The organism is Brevibacterium sp. JSBI002 (assembly GCF_026013965.1).
Classification (GTDB): domain Bacteria; phylum Actinomycetota; class Actinomycetes; order Actinomycetales; family Brevibacteriaceae; genus Brevibacterium.
The window spans coordinates 2,428,550-2,444,635 of sequence record NZ_CP110341.1 but is presented as its reverse complement, the minus strand read 5'-3'; the positions used below and the strand labels follow the sequence as shown (position 1 = coordinate 2,444,635).

General features: G+C 66.2%; 13 protein-coding genes and 1 pseudogene. 9 read left to right on the top strand and 5 right to left on the bottom strand.

All coding sequences use genetic code 11. From position 1 onward, the window contains the following. Nucleotides 1-60: 60 nt before the first annotated feature. On the bottom strand, nt 61-1,461 hold the full coding sequence (locus LJ362_RS11095; RefSeq protein WP_264799124.1) for a serine hydrolase domain-containing protein: 1,401 nt from the start codon (nt 1,459-1,461) through the stop codon (nt 61-63). Nucleotides 1,462-1,660: 199 nt separating this feature from the next. Here LJ362_RS11095 and ispG point away from each other — a divergent pair, with 199 nt between their 5' ends. Together ispG and LJ362_RS11085 are read left to right on the top strand one after the other, a co-directional pair. Continuing rightward, complete coding sequence (gene ispG / locus LJ362_RS11090; RefSeq protein WP_264799123.1) at nt 1,661-2,824, top strand: flavodoxin-dependent (E)-4-hydroxy-3-methylbut-2-enyl-diphosphate synthase; 1,164 nt, start codon at nt 1,661-1,663, stop codon at nt 2,822-2,824. A gap of 81 nt (nt 2,825-2,905) precedes the next feature. Then, a complete protein-coding gene (locus tag LJ362_RS11085) occupies nt 2,906-3,787 on the top strand; it encodes a DUF4081 domain-containing GNAT family N-acetyltransferase (RefSeq protein ID WP_264799122.1) in 882 nt (293 codons plus the stop codon). A gap of 12 nt (nt 3,788-3,799) precedes the next feature. Here LJ362_RS11085 and LJ362_RS11080 read toward each other — a convergent pair whose 3' ends face one another. Both LJ362_RS11080 and LJ362_RS11075 read right to left on the bottom strand, forming a co-directional pair. Beyond that, nucleotides 3,800-4,216: an RNA-binding S4 domain-containing protein gene (locus tag LJ362_RS11080; RefSeq protein ID WP_139468792.1), complete on the bottom strand. Its 417-nt coding sequence runs from the start codon at nt 4,214-4,216 to the stop codon at nt 3,800-3,802. Beyond that, the gene (locus LJ362_RS11075; RefSeq protein WP_264799121.1) at nt 4,216-5,076 is read right to left on the bottom strand and encodes an NUDIX hydrolase; all 861 of its coding nucleotides are present in this window, start codon (nt 5,074-5,076) and stop codon (nt 4,216-4,218) included. The genes LJ362_RS11080 and LJ362_RS11075 overlap by 1 nt, the downstream gene beginning before the upstream one ends. Before the next feature lie 205 nt (nt 5,077-5,281). On the opposite strand from LJ362_RS11075, the gene LJ362_RS11070 reads away from it, so the two are divergent. Further along, complete coding sequence (locus tag LJ362_RS11070) at nt 5,282-7,129, top strand: proline--tRNA ligase (RefSeq protein WP_264799120.1); 1,848 nt, start codon at nt 5,282-5,284, stop codon at nt 7,127-7,129. A gap of 51 nt (nt 7,130-7,180) precedes the next feature. Further along, complete coding sequence (locus LJ362_RS11065; RefSeq protein WP_264801825.1) at nt 7,181-7,948, top strand: TSUP family transporter; 768 nt, start codon at nt 7,181-7,183, stop codon at nt 7,946-7,948. Nucleotides 7,949-8,016: 68 nt separating this feature from the next. Here LJ362_RS11065 and LJ362_RS11060 read toward each other — a convergent pair whose 3' ends face one another. Then, on the bottom strand, nt 8,017-9,036 hold the full coding sequence (locus LJ362_RS11060) for an aminoglycoside phosphotransferase family protein (protein WP_172174321.1): 1,020 nt from the start codon (nt 9,034-9,036) through the stop codon (nt 8,017-8,019). Continuing rightward, nucleotides 9,033-10,031, bottom strand: coding sequence for a hypothetical protein (locus LJ362_RS11055; RefSeq protein WP_264799119.1), 999 nt, complete (start codon nt 10,029-10,031; stop codon nt 9,033-9,035). The genes LJ362_RS11060 and LJ362_RS11055 overlap by 4 nt, the downstream gene beginning before the upstream one ends. 295 nt (nt 10,032-10,326) lie before the next feature. Here LJ362_RS11055 and rimP point away from each other — a divergent pair, with 295 nt between their 5' ends. From rimP to rbfA, 5 genes and pseudogenes are all read left to right on the top strand, one after another. Beyond that, the gene (rimP, locus tag LJ362_RS11050) at nt 10,327-10,791 is read left to right on the top strand and encodes a ribosome maturation factor RimP (protein WP_169252659.1); all 465 of its coding nucleotides are present in this window, start codon (nt 10,327-10,329) and stop codon (nt 10,789-10,791) included. Nucleotides 10,792-10,928: 137 nt separating this feature from the next. Beyond that, nucleotides 10,929-11,891, top strand: coding sequence for a transcription termination factor NusA (gene nusA / locus LJ362_RS11045; RefSeq protein WP_264799118.1), 963 nt, complete (start codon nt 10,929-10,931; stop codon nt 11,889-11,891). Between the two features lie 9 nt (nt 11,892-11,900). Beyond that, a complete protein-coding gene (locus LJ362_RS11040; RefSeq protein ID WP_320109119.1) occupies nt 11,901-12,239 on the top strand; it encodes a YlxR family protein in 339 nt (112 codons plus the stop codon). 130 nt (nt 12,240-12,369) lie between these two features. Then, nucleotides 12,370-15,290 (top strand): annotated as a pseudogene (gene infB, locus LJ362_RS11035) (translation initiation factor IF-2). 190 nt (nt 15,291-15,480) lie between these two features. After that, complete coding sequence (gene rbfA / locus LJ362_RS11030; RefSeq protein ID WP_139468786.1) at nt 15,481-15,915, top strand: 30S ribosome-binding factor RbfA; 435 nt, start codon at nt 15,481-15,483, stop codon at nt 15,913-15,915. The last annotated feature ends 171 nt before the right edge of the window (nt 15,916-16,086 follow it).

The following is a 16,086-nucleotide window of genomic DNA, read 5'->3' as shown; positions in this document are numbered from 1 at the left end:
GGTCGCTCGGGCGAGCCGGTTCACGGGCCGGCGAAACGGGCTCAGGGGAGCCGCACCCGTTCAGGCACTGAGGGTGATCGTCTGCACCTCGCCGAGGTGATTGAGGCCGACCGTGATCGTGGCGTTCTCATCTGCTGTGCCCGGCACTGTGACCACTCCGCGCAACGGGGAGACCATCTCGAGGTCCGCCTCGGTGACAGGACGGTCGATCTGCTTCTCCGCCCGCCACCGGGCGAAGCGCTCCCGCCTCTCTTCGCGGGGTTCGTCGAGGTCCATGTTCATGGAGAAGATCGCCTCGGCGACGGTGTCGTCGAAGTCGTTGACGAGGTTCGCCGCGGCCATCACGGCATCGATCTGGGGTTGGGCGGCGGGATAACGGGGCACCGGCGCCGAGGTGGCCCGACGTTCCAGCCGGGTGCCCTGTCGTCCCGTGGCCGCCGCCCAACCGAGGTCGAGCGCGTCCTGGACGACGCGCTGCGCCGGGTAATAGGTCGTATTGCCGAGCACGACGAGGCTGAGCCCCAGATCGGGGAACCAGCGCATATGTGAGCCGTATCCTGGGTAGCCGCCGGAATGGCAGACGATGCGGCCGAAACGTGTGTCCAAACGGGTCTCGAGCCCGTACCCGTAGCTGAGCGTCTCCGCATGGTGGTCGCTTGTCTGGACTTCCATGGTCCGTCGTGGCTGCTGGTTGTCGGTCAGTATCCGCGACCAGGACCCGGGAGCATAGGTGTCCATGCGTTCGAGGGCGTCGAGATGCGCATCCATCCATGTGCCGATGTCGTTCACCGTGGAGATGACCCCGCCGATGGGGGAGAAGACTCCGGGGCCGGTGAGTTCGGCCGGGTGGAGGCGGCCGCCCAGGTCGACGCGGAACCCGGTCGCCAGGTCCGGGAAGTCCGTGTGGTCGAAACCGGTGCGCGTGAGCTTCAGGGGATCGAAGATCTCAGTGGACACGAGTTCGGTGAACGCCCTGCCTGTGACCGCCTCGGCGACCATGCCGAGAAGCGCATAGCCGAGGTTCGAATACTCATAGCCGGTGTCGGCGGGCGCGCAGGCGATGGCGCCGCGGTGCAACCAGTCGGTGAGCTCGGCCGGAGTCATCGCCTCCATCCGGTCCGCCCACGGGTCGTCCTTCGTGAAACCGGTGCTCATCGTCAATGCCTGTCGGCAGGTGCGGTCGGCGATGGCCGTATCGGCCAGTTCCGGGAGCGGGGCACCGAAGGGTGCGTCGAGATCGAGTCCGTCGGCGGCGAGGAGCCCGATGGCTGCGGCGGTGAAAGACTTCGTCATCGAAGCGATCCGGTACGGAACCTCGCCATTCACGGTTCGGGCGGGGCCGCCTCGGCGAAAGATTCCCCATGCCAGGGAAGCACCCTTGTCGTCGAGCTTCTGTGCTTCGGCCTCGAGAGCCGCGGCCATCGCCTCGACATCGGGTTCGACGAATCCGGGTGTGCTCACAGGGCTGCTCCTTCGTACCGACATCAGGTCACCTTCACACTACCGTCAGCCGGTGGACTGTTCGGGGTACGCCCTGCGGACGGAGCGTCCTGTGTCAGTGGGAGGTCCTACAATGGTGATGGTTCGCACAATCCGGGTCCCGCATCGGCGCCGGCCCGGACATTGTGGCTGGTCAACAGCCTGACTGAAGGGATCCTTCGTGACATCGGTCAATCTCGGAATGCCCGCACCGCCGCCTCCCGTGCTCGCTCCGCGGAGGAAGACGAGGCAGATCAATGTCGGAAAGGTGAGGGTCGGTTCCGATTCCCCGGTGAGCGTGCAGTCGATGACGACGACGCAGACGACGGACATCAACGGGACCCTGCAGCAGATCGCCGAACTCACCGCCGCCGGCTGCGATATCGTGCGCGTGGCCTGTCCCACCGCCGACGACGCGGCGGCCCTGCCGATCATCGCCGGCAAATCCCAGATCCCCGTCATCGCCGACATCCACTTCCAACCCAAATATGTCTTCGCCGCCATCGACGCCGGCTGTGCGGGAGTGCGAGTCAACCCCGGCAACATCCGCAAGTTCGACGACCAGGTCAAGGAGATCTCGAAGGCCGCCGCCGAGGCGGGCGTGTCCATCCGCATCGGCGTCAACGCCGGATCCCTGGACAAACGGCTGATGGACAAATACGGCACGGCCACGCCCGAAGCGCTCGTCGAATCCGCGCTGTGGGAGGCGTCCCTGTTCGAAGAGCACGGATTCTATGACTTCAAGATCTCCGTCAAACACCACGACCCGGTGATCATGGTCCGCGCCTATGAGCTGCTCGCCGAGCGAGGCGATTGGCCGCTCCATCTCGGCGTCACCGAGGCGGGGCCCGCCTTCCAGGGCACGATCAAATCCGCCACCGCCTTCGGACACCTGCTGGCCGAGGGGATCGGAGACACCATCCGAGTCTCCCTGTCCGCGCCTCCCGCCGAGGAGGTCAAGGTCGGCAACCAGATCCTCGAATCCCTCAACCTGCGGCCCCGAAAGCTCGAAATCGTCTCCTGCCCGTCCTGTGGGCGTGCCCAGGTCGACGTGTACACGCTGGCCGAACGCGTCACAGCCGGACTCGAAGGCATGGAGGTGCCGCTGCGGGTGGCCGTCATGGGGTGCGTCGTCAACGGCCCCGGTGAGGCCCGCGACGCCGACCTCGGCGTGGCCAGCGGCAACGGCAAGGGCCAGATCTTCGTCAAGGGCGAGGTCATCCGAACCGTGCCCGAATCCGAGATCGTCGAGACCCTCATCCACGAGGCCAACCGCATCGCCGAGGAGGCAGCGGGGCAGCCATCGGGCGCTGAGTCGGGGCCGCCTGAAGTGACCGTCGGCTAGGTGCGATACCTTGTGAGGACGAACAGATTCATGGTCCAGTCATTGGCCCATGCTGAAGGCTGAGAAAGAGTTCAGGGGCACATGGCGCTGAGGATCGCACGACTGGAACATCAGCACACCCGTTGGCTGACGGACCTGCTTGCGCGCAACCCCTGCGAGAACGTCTACCTCATCTCCCTGCTCGAAGTCACGGGCACCGCCCGTCTGGGCTCCCCGGCAGGCACCCTGTACGGAATCTTCGACGGGGACCGGCCCGTCGCCGCCTACTGGGTGGGCGGCAATATCATCCCGGTCGCGGCGACCCCGGCGACGAATGAGGTCCTTGCCCGGAAACTCAATGCCGACGGTCGCGTGTCCTGTTCACTCATCGGCTCCCGGTCCGTCATCCTCGACCTGCAGCAACGACTCAATTGGGGCCGACCGCGGGGAGTACGTGAACGGCAGCCTCTTCTGGCCATCAGCTCGGATCCGCTGGTCACCCCCGATGAGCATGTGCACCGAGTGACGCTCGATGACCTCGGTGCGGTGTTTCCCGCCAGTGTGGACATGTTCACCAAAGAGGTCGGATTCTCACCCATCGAGGACGGCACCGCCGGGTACCTGGCGAGGGTGCGCGGGATCATCCGCGGCAAGAACTGCTATGCCCGGATCTCCTCCATCCTGCCCCAAGGCGGTGCGGTGCCGCGGTGGCCGGCCGAAGAGCAGGACGAACAGGTGCTGTTCAAGGCCGATATCGGCATCCGCGCCCGTCGGATCGTCCAGGTCCAAGGCGTATGGGTCCATCCCGCAGTGCGCAATCAGGGTCTCGGAGCAGCGGGCATGGCCGCGGTCGTCCAGCGCACCCGTGACAAGGGCCATTCCACGGTGAGCCTGTATGCCAATGACTACAACGAGACGGCGCTGCGCATGTATGCCCGCGTCGGCTTCGAACAGGTCGGCACATTCGCCACCGTCATGTACTGAGCTCCCGGCGGATCAGTCGCGGCGGTTGCGCGACTGGGGTTTGGCCATATCGCCGAGGAACTTCTCCATCTCCCGGCGGTCCTTCTTCGTCGGACGCCCCAGCCCTTTGTCGCGCCGGGGCACGAATCCGCGCAGTGCGGGATCAGGTGGGGGAGTGAGGTCCTCGTAGCACTGGACGGCGATGGAGGCCTGCATCCTCGTGGGGATGAAACCGGTGATCTTCCAGATGAACTCGGACCCGGCCTTGCGCACGCGGACCTCCTGGCCGATGCTCACCTTCTGCGCGGCCTTGACGCGCTGACCGTCGACCTGCACATGCCCGCCGCGGCAGGCCTGAGTGGCGAGGTTGCGAGTCTTGAACATCCGCGTCGTCCACAGCCACACGTCGACGCGCATGTGCTTTCCGGCATCGCGGTTGATCTCGGTCATCAGCGATGACCATCCGCGAAATTCGTGCCGGACGAGTGCGTGCCGGCATCGGCACCATCGGGGTCCGGTATCCGGGAGTCGGCGCGCAGCGCCAGTGCCGAGCGCCGGGTGAACGTCTGCGCGGGACGGCCTCGCCCCTGGCTGACGGCCTCCCCGGTGGGGTCGAGCAGCGGCAGCATGGTGCGGCGGAACGTATCGGCCTGCAGGCTCTCCCCGGCGATGATCTCGTGGAGTTCGCGCAGCTGCCGCAGCGAGAACTCCTTCTCCAACAGCCCGAAGGGATCCGGAGTGCGTTCGTGGAACGACCGCAGTCGGTGCACGGCCACGCGCACGATCTCCTGATGTTCGGCGCTGAGCTCGCCGACGTCGTGGACGGGCACGAGCTTCCGCCGGTGGACGGGGGAGTCCGGGTGATCGGAATCCGATTCGGCAGGATCGGAGTCGGCCGCCTCGGGGAGGACCGCCTCGGTGGGGGACGACTCCGTCTCCTGTGACGGAGCATCGGGCACGGCCGCCTCGGTGGGATCGACCTCCTCGGCGAGTCCGACATCGGCTGCGGAGAGCACATCGAGATGGGCCACGGAGATCACCCAGCCGCGATCATCGCGGTCGGGTTGGTCGAACACGTGCAGCTGAACGGGGGCGCGGTCGACCAACCGAGCTTTTTCGCGCAGACAGCGGGCGACCGCCTCGGCGAGGCGTTCCTGCGGACGCAGGATCGACCCGGGCAGCTGCCACACCCCATCTCCGGGATGGGTCATGAGAACATGCAGGCCACGGCCGGGCACGGGGCAGAGGACCGCGGTATCGACCGCGACCGAGGGCCGCGGGAACTGCGTGAGTTGGCTGGGATCAGGCATGCTCTTCGTATCGTTCGGACTCGTCATTTCAGCGGGGACCGGGCGGGGACCGGACGGCCCCGACCGATGCCGGGCTTCGGTGCTGCAGCCACCAGTCTAATTCTCTTCCCGCAGGTGACGAATCCGCGCCCGCTCCGATTCCCTCCGGCTCGCCCGCGTGCGATAGTGTTCGATCTGAGTCTTGACAAGTTGAGGAGATTTACCCATGGCCCTGCGCATGTCGTCCCTGTTCGTGCGAACCCAGAAGGAAGACCCGGTCGGCGCCGAGGTGGCCAGCCACAAACTGCTCCACCGTGCCGGATACATCCGCAGGTCAGCACCGGGAATCTACACGTGGCTGCCGCTGGGACTGGCCGTGCTCGGCAAGATCGAAGCCATCGTGCGCGAAGAGATGGCGCTCGCCGGCTCTCAGGAGGTCCACTTCCCGGGCCTGCTGCCCGCCGACCCGTACAAGAAGTCCGGCCGTTGGGAGGCCTTCGGGCCCGATCTCTTCCATCTCAAGGACCGCCGCGAGAACGACTACATCCTCGCTCCCACCCATGAGGAGGTCTTCACCCTTCTGGTCAAGGACCTCTACTCCTCGTACAAAGACCTGCCGCTGTCGATCTACCAGATCCAGACCAAATACCGCGACGAGGCTCGCCCTCGGGCCGGACTCCTGCGCGGACGCGAGTTCATCATGAAGGACGCTTACTCCTTCGACATCGACGATGCCGGACTCGACGCCTCCTACGAGGCCATGCGCGTGGCCTACCTGCGTGCCTTCGCTCGCCTCGGGCTGCCGTGCCTGCCGGTCAAGGCGACCCCGGGTGCCATGGGCGGCTCCGGGACAGAGGAGTTCATCTACCCTTCCGAGGTCGGGGAGGACACGTTCGTGAGGTCGCCCGGCGGATATGCCGCGAACGTCGAGGCCGTGACCTCGATCGTGCCCGAGGCGATTCCCTACTCGCAGTCGCCTGCCGCGCATGTCGAGGACACCCCGGACACTCCGACCATCGAGACCCTCGTGGCAGCCGCGAACGCCTCGCATCCGCGCGACGACCGCGAGTGGACGGCCGCGGACACGCTGAAGAACGTCGTCTGCGCCGTCACCCACCCCGACGGCACCCGCGAGATCATCGTCATCGGCCTGCCCGGCGACCGCGAAGTCGATCTCGACCGGGCCGCCGGCACCGGAATGCTCGGCGACGGTGAGGTCGACCTCGAAGCCGCGACGGCTGAGGATCTCGCCGCCCATCCGGAGCTCGTCAAGGGTTACATCGGACCCGGCAACTCCCTCGACGCGCCGGTTCTCGGCCTCGAATCGCCCTCGAAGATCCGCTACCTCCTCGATCCTCGCGTCGTCGACGGCACCCGCTGGATCACTGGAGCCAATGAGCCCGGACGCCACGTCTTCGACCTCGTCGCCGGACGCGACTTCACCGCCGACGGAACCATCGAAGCCGCCCAGGTCGTCCTCGGCGATCCGGCACCGGACGGCTCCGGTCCGCTGGAGCTGGCCCGCGGTGTCGAGATCGGTCAGATCTTCAAGCTCGGCCGCAAGTACGCCGAGTCCCTCGACCTCAAGGTCCTCGACCAGAACGGCAAGGCGACGACCGTGACCATGGGCTCCTACGGCCTCGGCGTCACCCGCGTCATGGCCTGCATCGCCGAGGAATACCATTCCGAGGACGGACTCCTGTGGCCCCAGCACCTGGCCCCGGCCGATGTGCACATCATCGTCGCCGGCAAGGGCGAGGAGATCGCTCAAGCCGCAGAGAAGATGACGACCGCACTCGAGGCCGAAGGCGTCAGCGTCCTGCTCGATGACCGCAACAAGGTCTCGCCCGGATTCAAGTTCGCCGATGCCGAGCTCATCGGAATTCCCACCGTCATCGTCGTCGGCCGCGGTCTGGCCGACGGCGTCGTCGAGGTCCGCGACCGGTTGGCCGGGGGGAAGTCCGACCAGCCCGTCGCCGAGGTGGTCCCTGCCACTGTGGCACGTGTGCGTGAGGCGTATGCGAAGGCAGCAGCCGCAGCCGACGCGGCGATCAGCGCCGACCAGAACGCCTGAGCCGCCTCGGTGTTCGAAGCCCTCGCCGGAGGCATCGATGTCACCTGGACGATGGTCCTGTGGCTGCTCGCCGCGGGAGTCCTGGCCGGGTGGATCGATGCCGTCGTCGGCGGGGGCGGACTGATCCAGCTGCCCGCGCTGCTGCTCGTGCCGGGGATGAGCCCCGTCCAAGCGGTCGCGACGAACAAGGTCGGGTCGATTGCGGGCACGACCGCCTCGGCGGTCACCTATCTGCGCAAGATCACCCCGGACCGGTCGGCGACGATCCCGGCCGCGGCCTCGGCGTTCTTGGGTGCCGTGCTCGGGGCGAAGCTCGCGACCTTGGTGCCCAGCGACGCGTTCACCCCGATCATTCTGCTCGCGCTCATCGGGGTCGGGATCTTCACCGTGCTCAATCCGAGCCTCGGCGCCGATGCCACGCTGCGGTTCGGGGAAACCTCTAAACGTCACCACGCGCTGTCATGGCTGATCGGGCTCGTCATCGGCATCTATGACGGAGTGCTCGGGCCGGGGACGGGATCGTTCCTCGTCATCGCCTTCGTCTCGATCATCGGATTCTCGTTCCTGCACGCCTCGGCCACGGCGAAGGTGATCAACTGGGCGACGAACTTCGGAGCGCTCGTCTACTTCATCCCCGACGGTCAGGTCGTCTGGCTGCTGGGTGTGATCATGGCCGTCGGCAATGTCACCGGCGGGATCTTCGGTGCCCGCACCGCGCTGGCGAAGGGCTCGGGGTTCGTCCGCGTCGTCTTCGTCATCGTCGTCTCCGCGCTGATCCTCAAACTCGGCTTCGACTTCATCTCCACCCTCATCCACTAATTGCTACCTGACGGCGGCCCAGCAACCTCGCGCGAGGTAGCTGGGCCGCCGTCAGGTAGCAATAGGGGTCAGCCGATGGGTTTGAGGGCGTGGGCGTTGACTCCGGCGACATCGGCGCCGGATAGCGCGCGGGCCACCCACAGGGAACGGGCGGCATCGGCCAGGCTCGAATTCGACCCGCCGGAGGCCGCGCGCAGATACCAGAACATATTCGTGATCTCCCTGGCCACGGTCGCCCCCATCCCGTACTGCGGATCGACCCCGGCGCACAGGGCCAAGTCCGTTGCGAAGCCGCGCAGCCACGCCGCCTGCGCCTGCGGATGATCCGAGGGGATCTCGGCCAGGCGGTTCCACAGCACCGGAGCCAAGGTGTACGCCGTCGGACCGGCCAAGGGCTGCGGGTCGATGGCCTTCCACGTCGAAATGCCCGTCGGATCGGGATTGCCGGCAAGGATGTTGTAGTAGTGCAGATCGGCATGGATGAGCCAGTTCTCATCCGACGAGGCCAGAGTCTGCATCCAGTTGCGGGCGAACGACAGCAGCAGGGAATCGTGCGGACCCGCCTCCGACCACCCGGTCAGCAGCGCGGCATCGGCATCGAACGAGTTCAGCCACCCGGCCACGACATCCTGGACCCGCAGGAACTCCGAGGTCGCCGGAATCTCCAAGGACCGCTGCAGAGCACCCCATACCGGTGGCACATCGGCCAGAGGCAGCACCGACAGATTGTCCTTCGTGCGCAGCCGCTCCTGCAGAGTGACCCGGAAGCTGCGATCATCCCTGATGACCCGCACCGCCCCGTGTCCGTTCCACATCTTCAGCGCCCGCAGCACCTGCGCATGCGCGGCCGTGTGCGCCGAGGTGGGAGCGGCGAACCGCAGCACCCCCTGATAGTTCTCCTGAGTGAGCACCGGAATCACCAAGGACTCGCACCCCGCCCACGGCGCTCCCGGCACATCGTCGAAGCGCAGCTTCCACCGGTCGAGGAGCTCATTGGCCATATAGTCGAGTGCGGCAACCCACGAATCGGTGCGATATTCGCCGATGATCTCGCGCGTCGCGCGGTAGAGGACCGGTGGGACCTTCACTCCTGCACCTCCGCCTGCCCGGGTTCGTCATAGGTGAAACGCAGCGGCTGCGGATCGGCGAAGGCCATCCGCAACCGGGCCGATTCCCAGAGCCTGAGAATCGCCGAGGCGTCCGCCTCCAACCAGGGCAGAAGCGCGGAGGCGATGCCGTCTTCCAACGACAGCGCCAGCTCCTTCGCGGAGTCCGCATCCGTCGGTGAGGGATCGAGCTTCCACGCCGAGGCGGCCGGATCGGCTGCATCCTCACCGAGGCGTTCGAGCATCTCCCCGGACAGGGCACCCAAGGAGTCGAGCCTGGCCAGCGCCGCTTTGCGTTCGCGTGACTTCGAATCGAAGTTCACGGCCAGCCGTTCATAGCCGTAGGCGGCTGCCCGCGACTGATTGAGGATCGCGTTGAACATCTCCGCCTGCCCCTTCGGCACCTGGCTTCCTGAGTCGTTCGTCTTGGCATCGGCGTCGGCTCCGCCGGTGGCATTGGGTGACGCCGTCGCATCATCGCCGCCGTCCCTGCTCTGGTCGAGTTCCTCACGGCCGGCGCGGATGAGTTCGTCGGCGGTGGTGATGATCTCCGGCTTCTTCATCCCGGCGACCAGGGCAAGGCCTGTGGCCACATCGGCCAGGACGGGAATGAGATCCGAACCCAAGGACGCTGAGGCCTCGAAGACGGCGCGGGAAGCCACCTCGGCGGCCTGGACGAAGGTGCGGTCCTTCTCGGTCGGAGGCGCCTCGGTGGCGAATTCGGTCGGCGGATTCCATTCGGGACCGATCGCCGCAACGAAGTCGGCAAGGTTCTCACCAGCAGATTCGGGATCCCCTGCGCCGGGAGAAGCGGAGTCGAAGATACGGGCCAGACGATTGCGCAGCTGCTGAGTCGCATCAAGAGTGGGGATCTCGGGATCCTGATCAAGTCGCAGGCCGCAGGCGGTGAGCAGGCCCAGACTCAACCCGCCGACGCCGGCAGTCAGCAGGCCGCGGCGACTGACGGGAAAACGCATACGGCAATCCTATCGGATGCCCCGCCACCGCCGAGGGATACCCACCAACGCCTCGGGGCACCCGCCATCGCCGAGGGACCTCCGGCCGTCGCCGATGGACCTTCGACCGTCCCCTGCCCGTCGCCCGCCCGACCGCAGAATGAGACGCGCACCGGGCAGAACCGCGCCGAAGGCTTAACCTCGACGGCGGCTGTCGCTTAGGGTGGGTGAGAACACGGCGGTCGCACACGTGCACGGTGCGCCGGCCCTCTCGCCCCGCCTCGGCGAAGGGGACGCACAAGGATATGGAGGAGAAATGGACGAAGACGTCGAGCGGATCAAGGGCCTGCTCGCCCCGCCCCTGCAGGATGCGGGATTCCACCTCGAGACCGTCAAAGCGGTGGCGGCCGGTCCGCGGCGCACGCTCACCGTCGTCGTCGACCTCGACGAATCGAGCACCGATCCGATGTCGATGGAGAAGATCGCCGAATCGACGAAGATCGTCGGCGACGCCCTCGACGAGGTCGAGATCTTCCGGGACAAGCCCTACCAGCTCGAGGTCACGAGCCCCGGTGCCACCCGGAAGCTCGAGACCCCACGCCACTTCCGGCGTGTCATCGGCCGTCGGCTGGAGATCACGACGAAGAAGGACACCTTCAAGCTCGACCTCGCCGAGGTGGGGGAGAGTTCGATCACGGGCACGGACCCCCAGCGCAAGGAGTCGAAGACGGTCGACCTCGGCGAGATCCGCAAGGCCCAGGTGGAATTGAAGTTCCGCTGAGGCGAACCTCACGTACCTCCGGCGGTGCGGCGGCCCCTTCGCAGACAGAGTGCGGGCGCAGACTGGGATAGACTGTTGCGCCTGCATAAGTGAACACAGACAATTCAATGCTCGGTTGAGCGAGAGAGGACTTAGACATGGACATCGACCTCAATGTTCTGCGCGTCATCGAACGAGAGCGTGAGATTCCGCTGGAAACCCTCATCGAACTCATCGAACAGGCGCTCTTCCTCGCCTACCAGAAGACCGAAGGGGCCTGGCCCGACGCCCGTGCCGAACTCGACAAGTCCACCGGCGAGGTGCGCATCCTCGCCGTTGAATTCGACAACGACGACAATCCGATCGGCGAGTTCGACGACACTCCCACCGGCTTCGGCCGCATCGCCGCCCAGACCGCTAGGCAGGTCATCCACCAGCGGTTGCGTGATGTCGAGGACGAGACGCTCCTCGGCACATTCAAGGGCCGTGAGGGCGAGATCGTCTCGGGCATCATCCAGCAGGGCCGCGACCCGCAGATGGTGCAGGTCGACATCGGAGACGTCGAAGCCGTGCTGCCTCCGCACGAACAGGTCCCCGGCGAAACCTACGCCCACGGCACCCGCCTGCGCGTCTACATCGCTGACGTGCACAAGGGCACGAAGGGCACCTCGGTCACCGTCTCCCGTACCCACCCGAACCTCGTGCGTCGACTCTTCGCCCATGAGGCTCCGGAGATCGCCGACGGCACCGTCGAGATCGTGTCCCTGGCCCGCGAAGCCGGCCACCGCACGAAGCTCGCCGTGCGCGCCACGAAGCCGGGAGTCAACGCGAAGGGATCGTGCATCGGCGAACTCGGCTCCCGTGTGCGCGCGGTGATGAACGAACTCGGACAGGAGAAGATCGACATCGTCGACTACTCCGACGACCCGGCGAAATTCATCGCCCACGCCCTGTCCCCGGCCAAGGCCAAAAGCGTCGAGATCCTCGACGCCGCCGCTCAGGAATCCCGCGCAGTAGTCCCCAACGACCAGCTGTCCCTGGCCATCGGCAAGGAAGGGCAGAACGCCCGCCTGGCAGCCAAGCTCACCGGCTGGAAGATCGACATCGTCGCGGGCAAATAGCCTCGTGCAGTGATTCGCACCACTGGCCCCCTTGGCGCGAGCGGGGGTGCCGGTGCTGTAGAATCATTCATTGTGAATGTTGGTGATGGACCCGTAAGGACGTGCATCGCCTGTAGGCAGAAGGCCGGTCGGGACGAGCTGACACGCTTCGTGTTCCGCCCCGATCAGCACCCCGCCGTCGTCCGCGATGTGTCAGCGACACTGCCGGGACGTGGTGCGTGGGTGCATCCTGATGCGAAGTGCCTGGACAAGGCCCTGACCACTGCCGCCTTCGCTCGATCCTTTCGAACGAAGATCACCGCCTCGGACCTCCCGAGGCCGGACACCGAACCCAAAGAGATCGGGTAGCCGAATGGATGACAAGTTGTGAGTGTCGCACGATGACACCCAAACGGAATTCGAGAGAGCAGTGAAATGAGTACTGCTCTTCATTGATGAGGTTCTTTCCTGACCGGGAAAGAACCCGGACAGGAGAACTGTGGCAAAGCCCCGTGTCCATGAGCTCGCGAAAGAGCTCGGCACAACAAGTAAGAACGTCCTCGAAAAGCTCCAGGACATGGGCGAATTCGTTCGCTCCGCCTCTTCGACGCTCGAAGCGCCCGTCGTGCGCCGCGTGAAGGAGGCATTCGCCGATTCCTCTTCCGCTGATGGTGAGAAGTCCACCGGCGCGAAGAAATCCGCCAAGCCGGCCGCGAAGCCCGGAGCCCCGAAACCCGGTGCGAAGCCCGCACCCAAGCCCGCCGCGAAGTCGGCTGCCAAGCCGGGTGCTGCGAAGTCCGCCGGTGCGGAGAAATCGGCCCCCACCGAGGATGCCGCCCCCGCTGCGAAGTCCGCACCGAAGCCTGCCGCCAAGCCGGCGACCCCGGCTGCCCCGAAGGCAGCCGAACCGACCGAGGCGCCCGCAGCCAAGCCGGCTGCCTCCTCGGCGCCGAAGCCCGGTGCTCCGAAGCCGGCTGCCGCGCCCAAGCCCGGAGCGCCGAAACCCGGAGCACCCAAGCCGGGTGCTGCTAAGCCCGGCGGTCGCGGTGCCGCGCGTCCCGGTAACAACCCCTTCGCGTCCTCGCAGGGAATGCCGAAGCCCGGTCGCGGATCCAAGCCCGGCGGACGTTCCGGCGGCCAGGGTGGCCAAGGCGGTCAGGGTGGCCAGGGCGGACGCCCCGGCAACAACCCGTTCGCGCCTTCGCAGGGAATGCCGAAGCCCGGCCAGAAGCAGCGCGGATCCGGTGAGGAATCCTCGGGCGGTCCCCGTCCGGCACCTCGCCCGGGCGCACCACGCCCGAACCCGTCGATGCTGAAGAACTCGGCACTGAACAAACCCGCTCCCGGCCGCGGTCGCGGCGGCGGCGGACGCGGAAACGCCCCAGGCGGCGGCGCACCCGGTGCCCCGGGCGCGCCCCCGGCGGTCCTCGTCGTGGACCCGGCGGCGGTCCCGGTGGTCGCGGTTCAGGTCGCGGGCGCGGAAGCACGCAGGGTGCATTCGGCCGCGGCGGCGGTCCCCGTCAGAAGGGACGCAAGTCGAAGCGGGCGAAGCGCGCAGAGCTCGAGCAGATGCAGGCTCCCTCGGTCGGTGGCGTCACCGTTCCGCGCGGAGACGGCAACACGCCGCTGCGTCTGCGTCGCGGCTCCTCGCTGGCCGACTTCGCCGAGAAGATCAATACCGATCCGACGAACCTCGTGACCGTGCTCTTCCACCTCGGTGAGATGGCCACGATCACCCAGTCCCTCGACGAGGCGACCTTCGAGGTCCTCGGCGAAGAGCTCGGCTACAAGATCGAGATCGTCTCTCCCGAAGACGAAGACCGTGAGCTGCTGGAGACCTTCGATATCGACCTCGATGCCGAAGCCGCAGAAGAGGACGACGAGGACCTGCAGGCACGTCCGCCGGTCGTCACCGTCATGGGTCACGTCGACCACGGTAAGACCAAGCTGCTCGACGCGATCCGCTCGGCCAATGTCGCTTCCCGCGAGGCCGGCGGAATCACCCAGCACATCGGTGCCTACCAGGCCGAGGTCGAGCACGAGGGAGAAGATCGCAAGATCACCTTCCTCGATACCCCTGGTCACGAGGCGTTCACCGCCATGCGTGCCCGTGGTGCGAAGTCGACGGACCTCGCGATCCTCGTGGTCGCCGCCGACGACGGCGTCATGCCGCAGACGATCGAAGCTCTCAACCACGCTCAGGCGGCCGATGTGCCGATCGTCGTGGCCGTGAACAAGATCGACAAGGAAGGCGCCAACCCCGCCAAGGTCATGCAGCAGCTGACCGAATACAACCTCGTGGCCGAAGAATACGGCGGCGAGACCATGTTCGTGCCGATCTCCGCGCTCAAGCGCGAGGGCATCGACCAGCTGCTCGAATCCGTTCTGCTGACCACCGATGCGGCCCTGGACCTGCGGGCGAACCCCGACAAGTCCGCTCGCGGCATCGCGATCGAAGCCAAGCTCGACAAGGGCCGCGGTGCGGTCGCCACCGTGCTCGTCGAGTCCGGCACCCTTCGCCAGGGCGACGCCATCGTCTGCGGCACCGCCTACGGACGTGTGCGTGCGATGTTCGACGAGAACGGAAACGTCGTCGAGGAGGCCGGACCCTCCCGCCCCGTGCAGGTGCTCGGTCTGTCGTCCGTCCCGCGTGCCGGTGACTCGTTCATCTCCACCGATGACGATCGCACGGCCCGCCAAATCGCTGAGAAGCGTGATGCCATCGAGCGCAACGCCGCTCAGGCCCGCGGTCGCAAGCGCATCAGCCTCGAGGACTTCACGAAGGCTCTGGCTGAGGGCAAGGTCGACATGCTCAACCTCATCCTCAAGGGTGACGTCTCCGGTGCAGTCGAAGCGCTCGAGGATTCGCTGCTCAAGATCGATGTGGGCGACGACGTCGACCTGCGGATCATCCACCGCGGCGTCGGTGCGATCACGGAGAACGACATCAACCTGGCCACGGTCGACAACGCGATCGTCCTCGGCTTCAACGTCCGTCCGGAAGCGAAGGCTCGCGACCTGGCAGACCGCGAAGGCGTCGACGTCCGCTACTACTCGGTCATCTACCAGGCGATCGACGACATCGAGTCCTCGCTCAAGGGCATGCTCAAGCCCGAGTACGAAGAGGTCCAGACCGGTACCGCGGAGATCCGCGAGGTTTTCCGCTCCTCGAAGTTCGGCAACATCGCCGGTTCGATCGTCCGCGACGGCCTCATCAAGCGGAACTCGACCGCTCGGGTCACCCGCGACGGAATCGTCATCGGCGACAACGTCCACATCGAATCGCTGCGCCGGTTCAAGGACGATGCGACCGAGGTCCGCGAGGGCTACGAGTGCGGTATCGGACTCGGCAAGTTCAACGACCTGCGCGTCGGCGACATCATCGAGACCTTCGAGATGCAGGAGAAGCCGCGCGACTGATCGGTCGCACAGCGAGTCGCACCCGCTGATCCGACAGCGCAGCAGCGCAGCCGAGGAGGATGGGACTCACATCGTGAGTCGACGGCTCCGGTCGGCCCCCTGAATGGGGGACCGGCCGGAGCCGGTTCGATTGCACAGCTATCATAGGGCCGGAAGAGTTGTTCCGGCCCCGAACAGAAGGACACACACCATGGCAGACTCGACACGGGCCCGCAAGATCGCCGACCAGATCAAGGTCATCGTCGCCAGCACCATCGAGCGCAAGCTCAAGGATCCCCGCCTCGGCTTCGTCACCGTCACCGATGTGCGTGTGACCGGCGATCTGCAGCACGCCACCATCTTCTACACCGTCTACGGCGACGACCAGGATCTCGTCGGCACCGGCCATGCTCTCGAATCGGCCAAGGGCTTCATCCGGTCCGAGGTCGGCAAGGGGCTGACGATCCGTCTGACACCGAGTCTCGAATTCATCGCCGATGCCGTCCCCGAGGCGGCCGCCCGTCTCGACGGACTGCTCGCTCAGGCTGCCGCCGACGATGCTCGAGTGGCCGGGTTGGCCAAGAACGCGCAGCATGCAGGTGAATCCGACCCGTACAAGAAGGCCGACGACGCCGACGAAGAGTGATCGTCGCATCCCACCGAACAGAGTGCATCGCGCCTGGTCATCGGGGGAGAGCGGCAGAATGACGGCTATCTGCCCGATTTGAGCTTCGTCACGTCGCGAAAAAAAGTTCTCGTAACAGTTTTGTTATCTTTCCGAGATGTCGTAGACTTTTTGCGGTAACGAAATGATTAC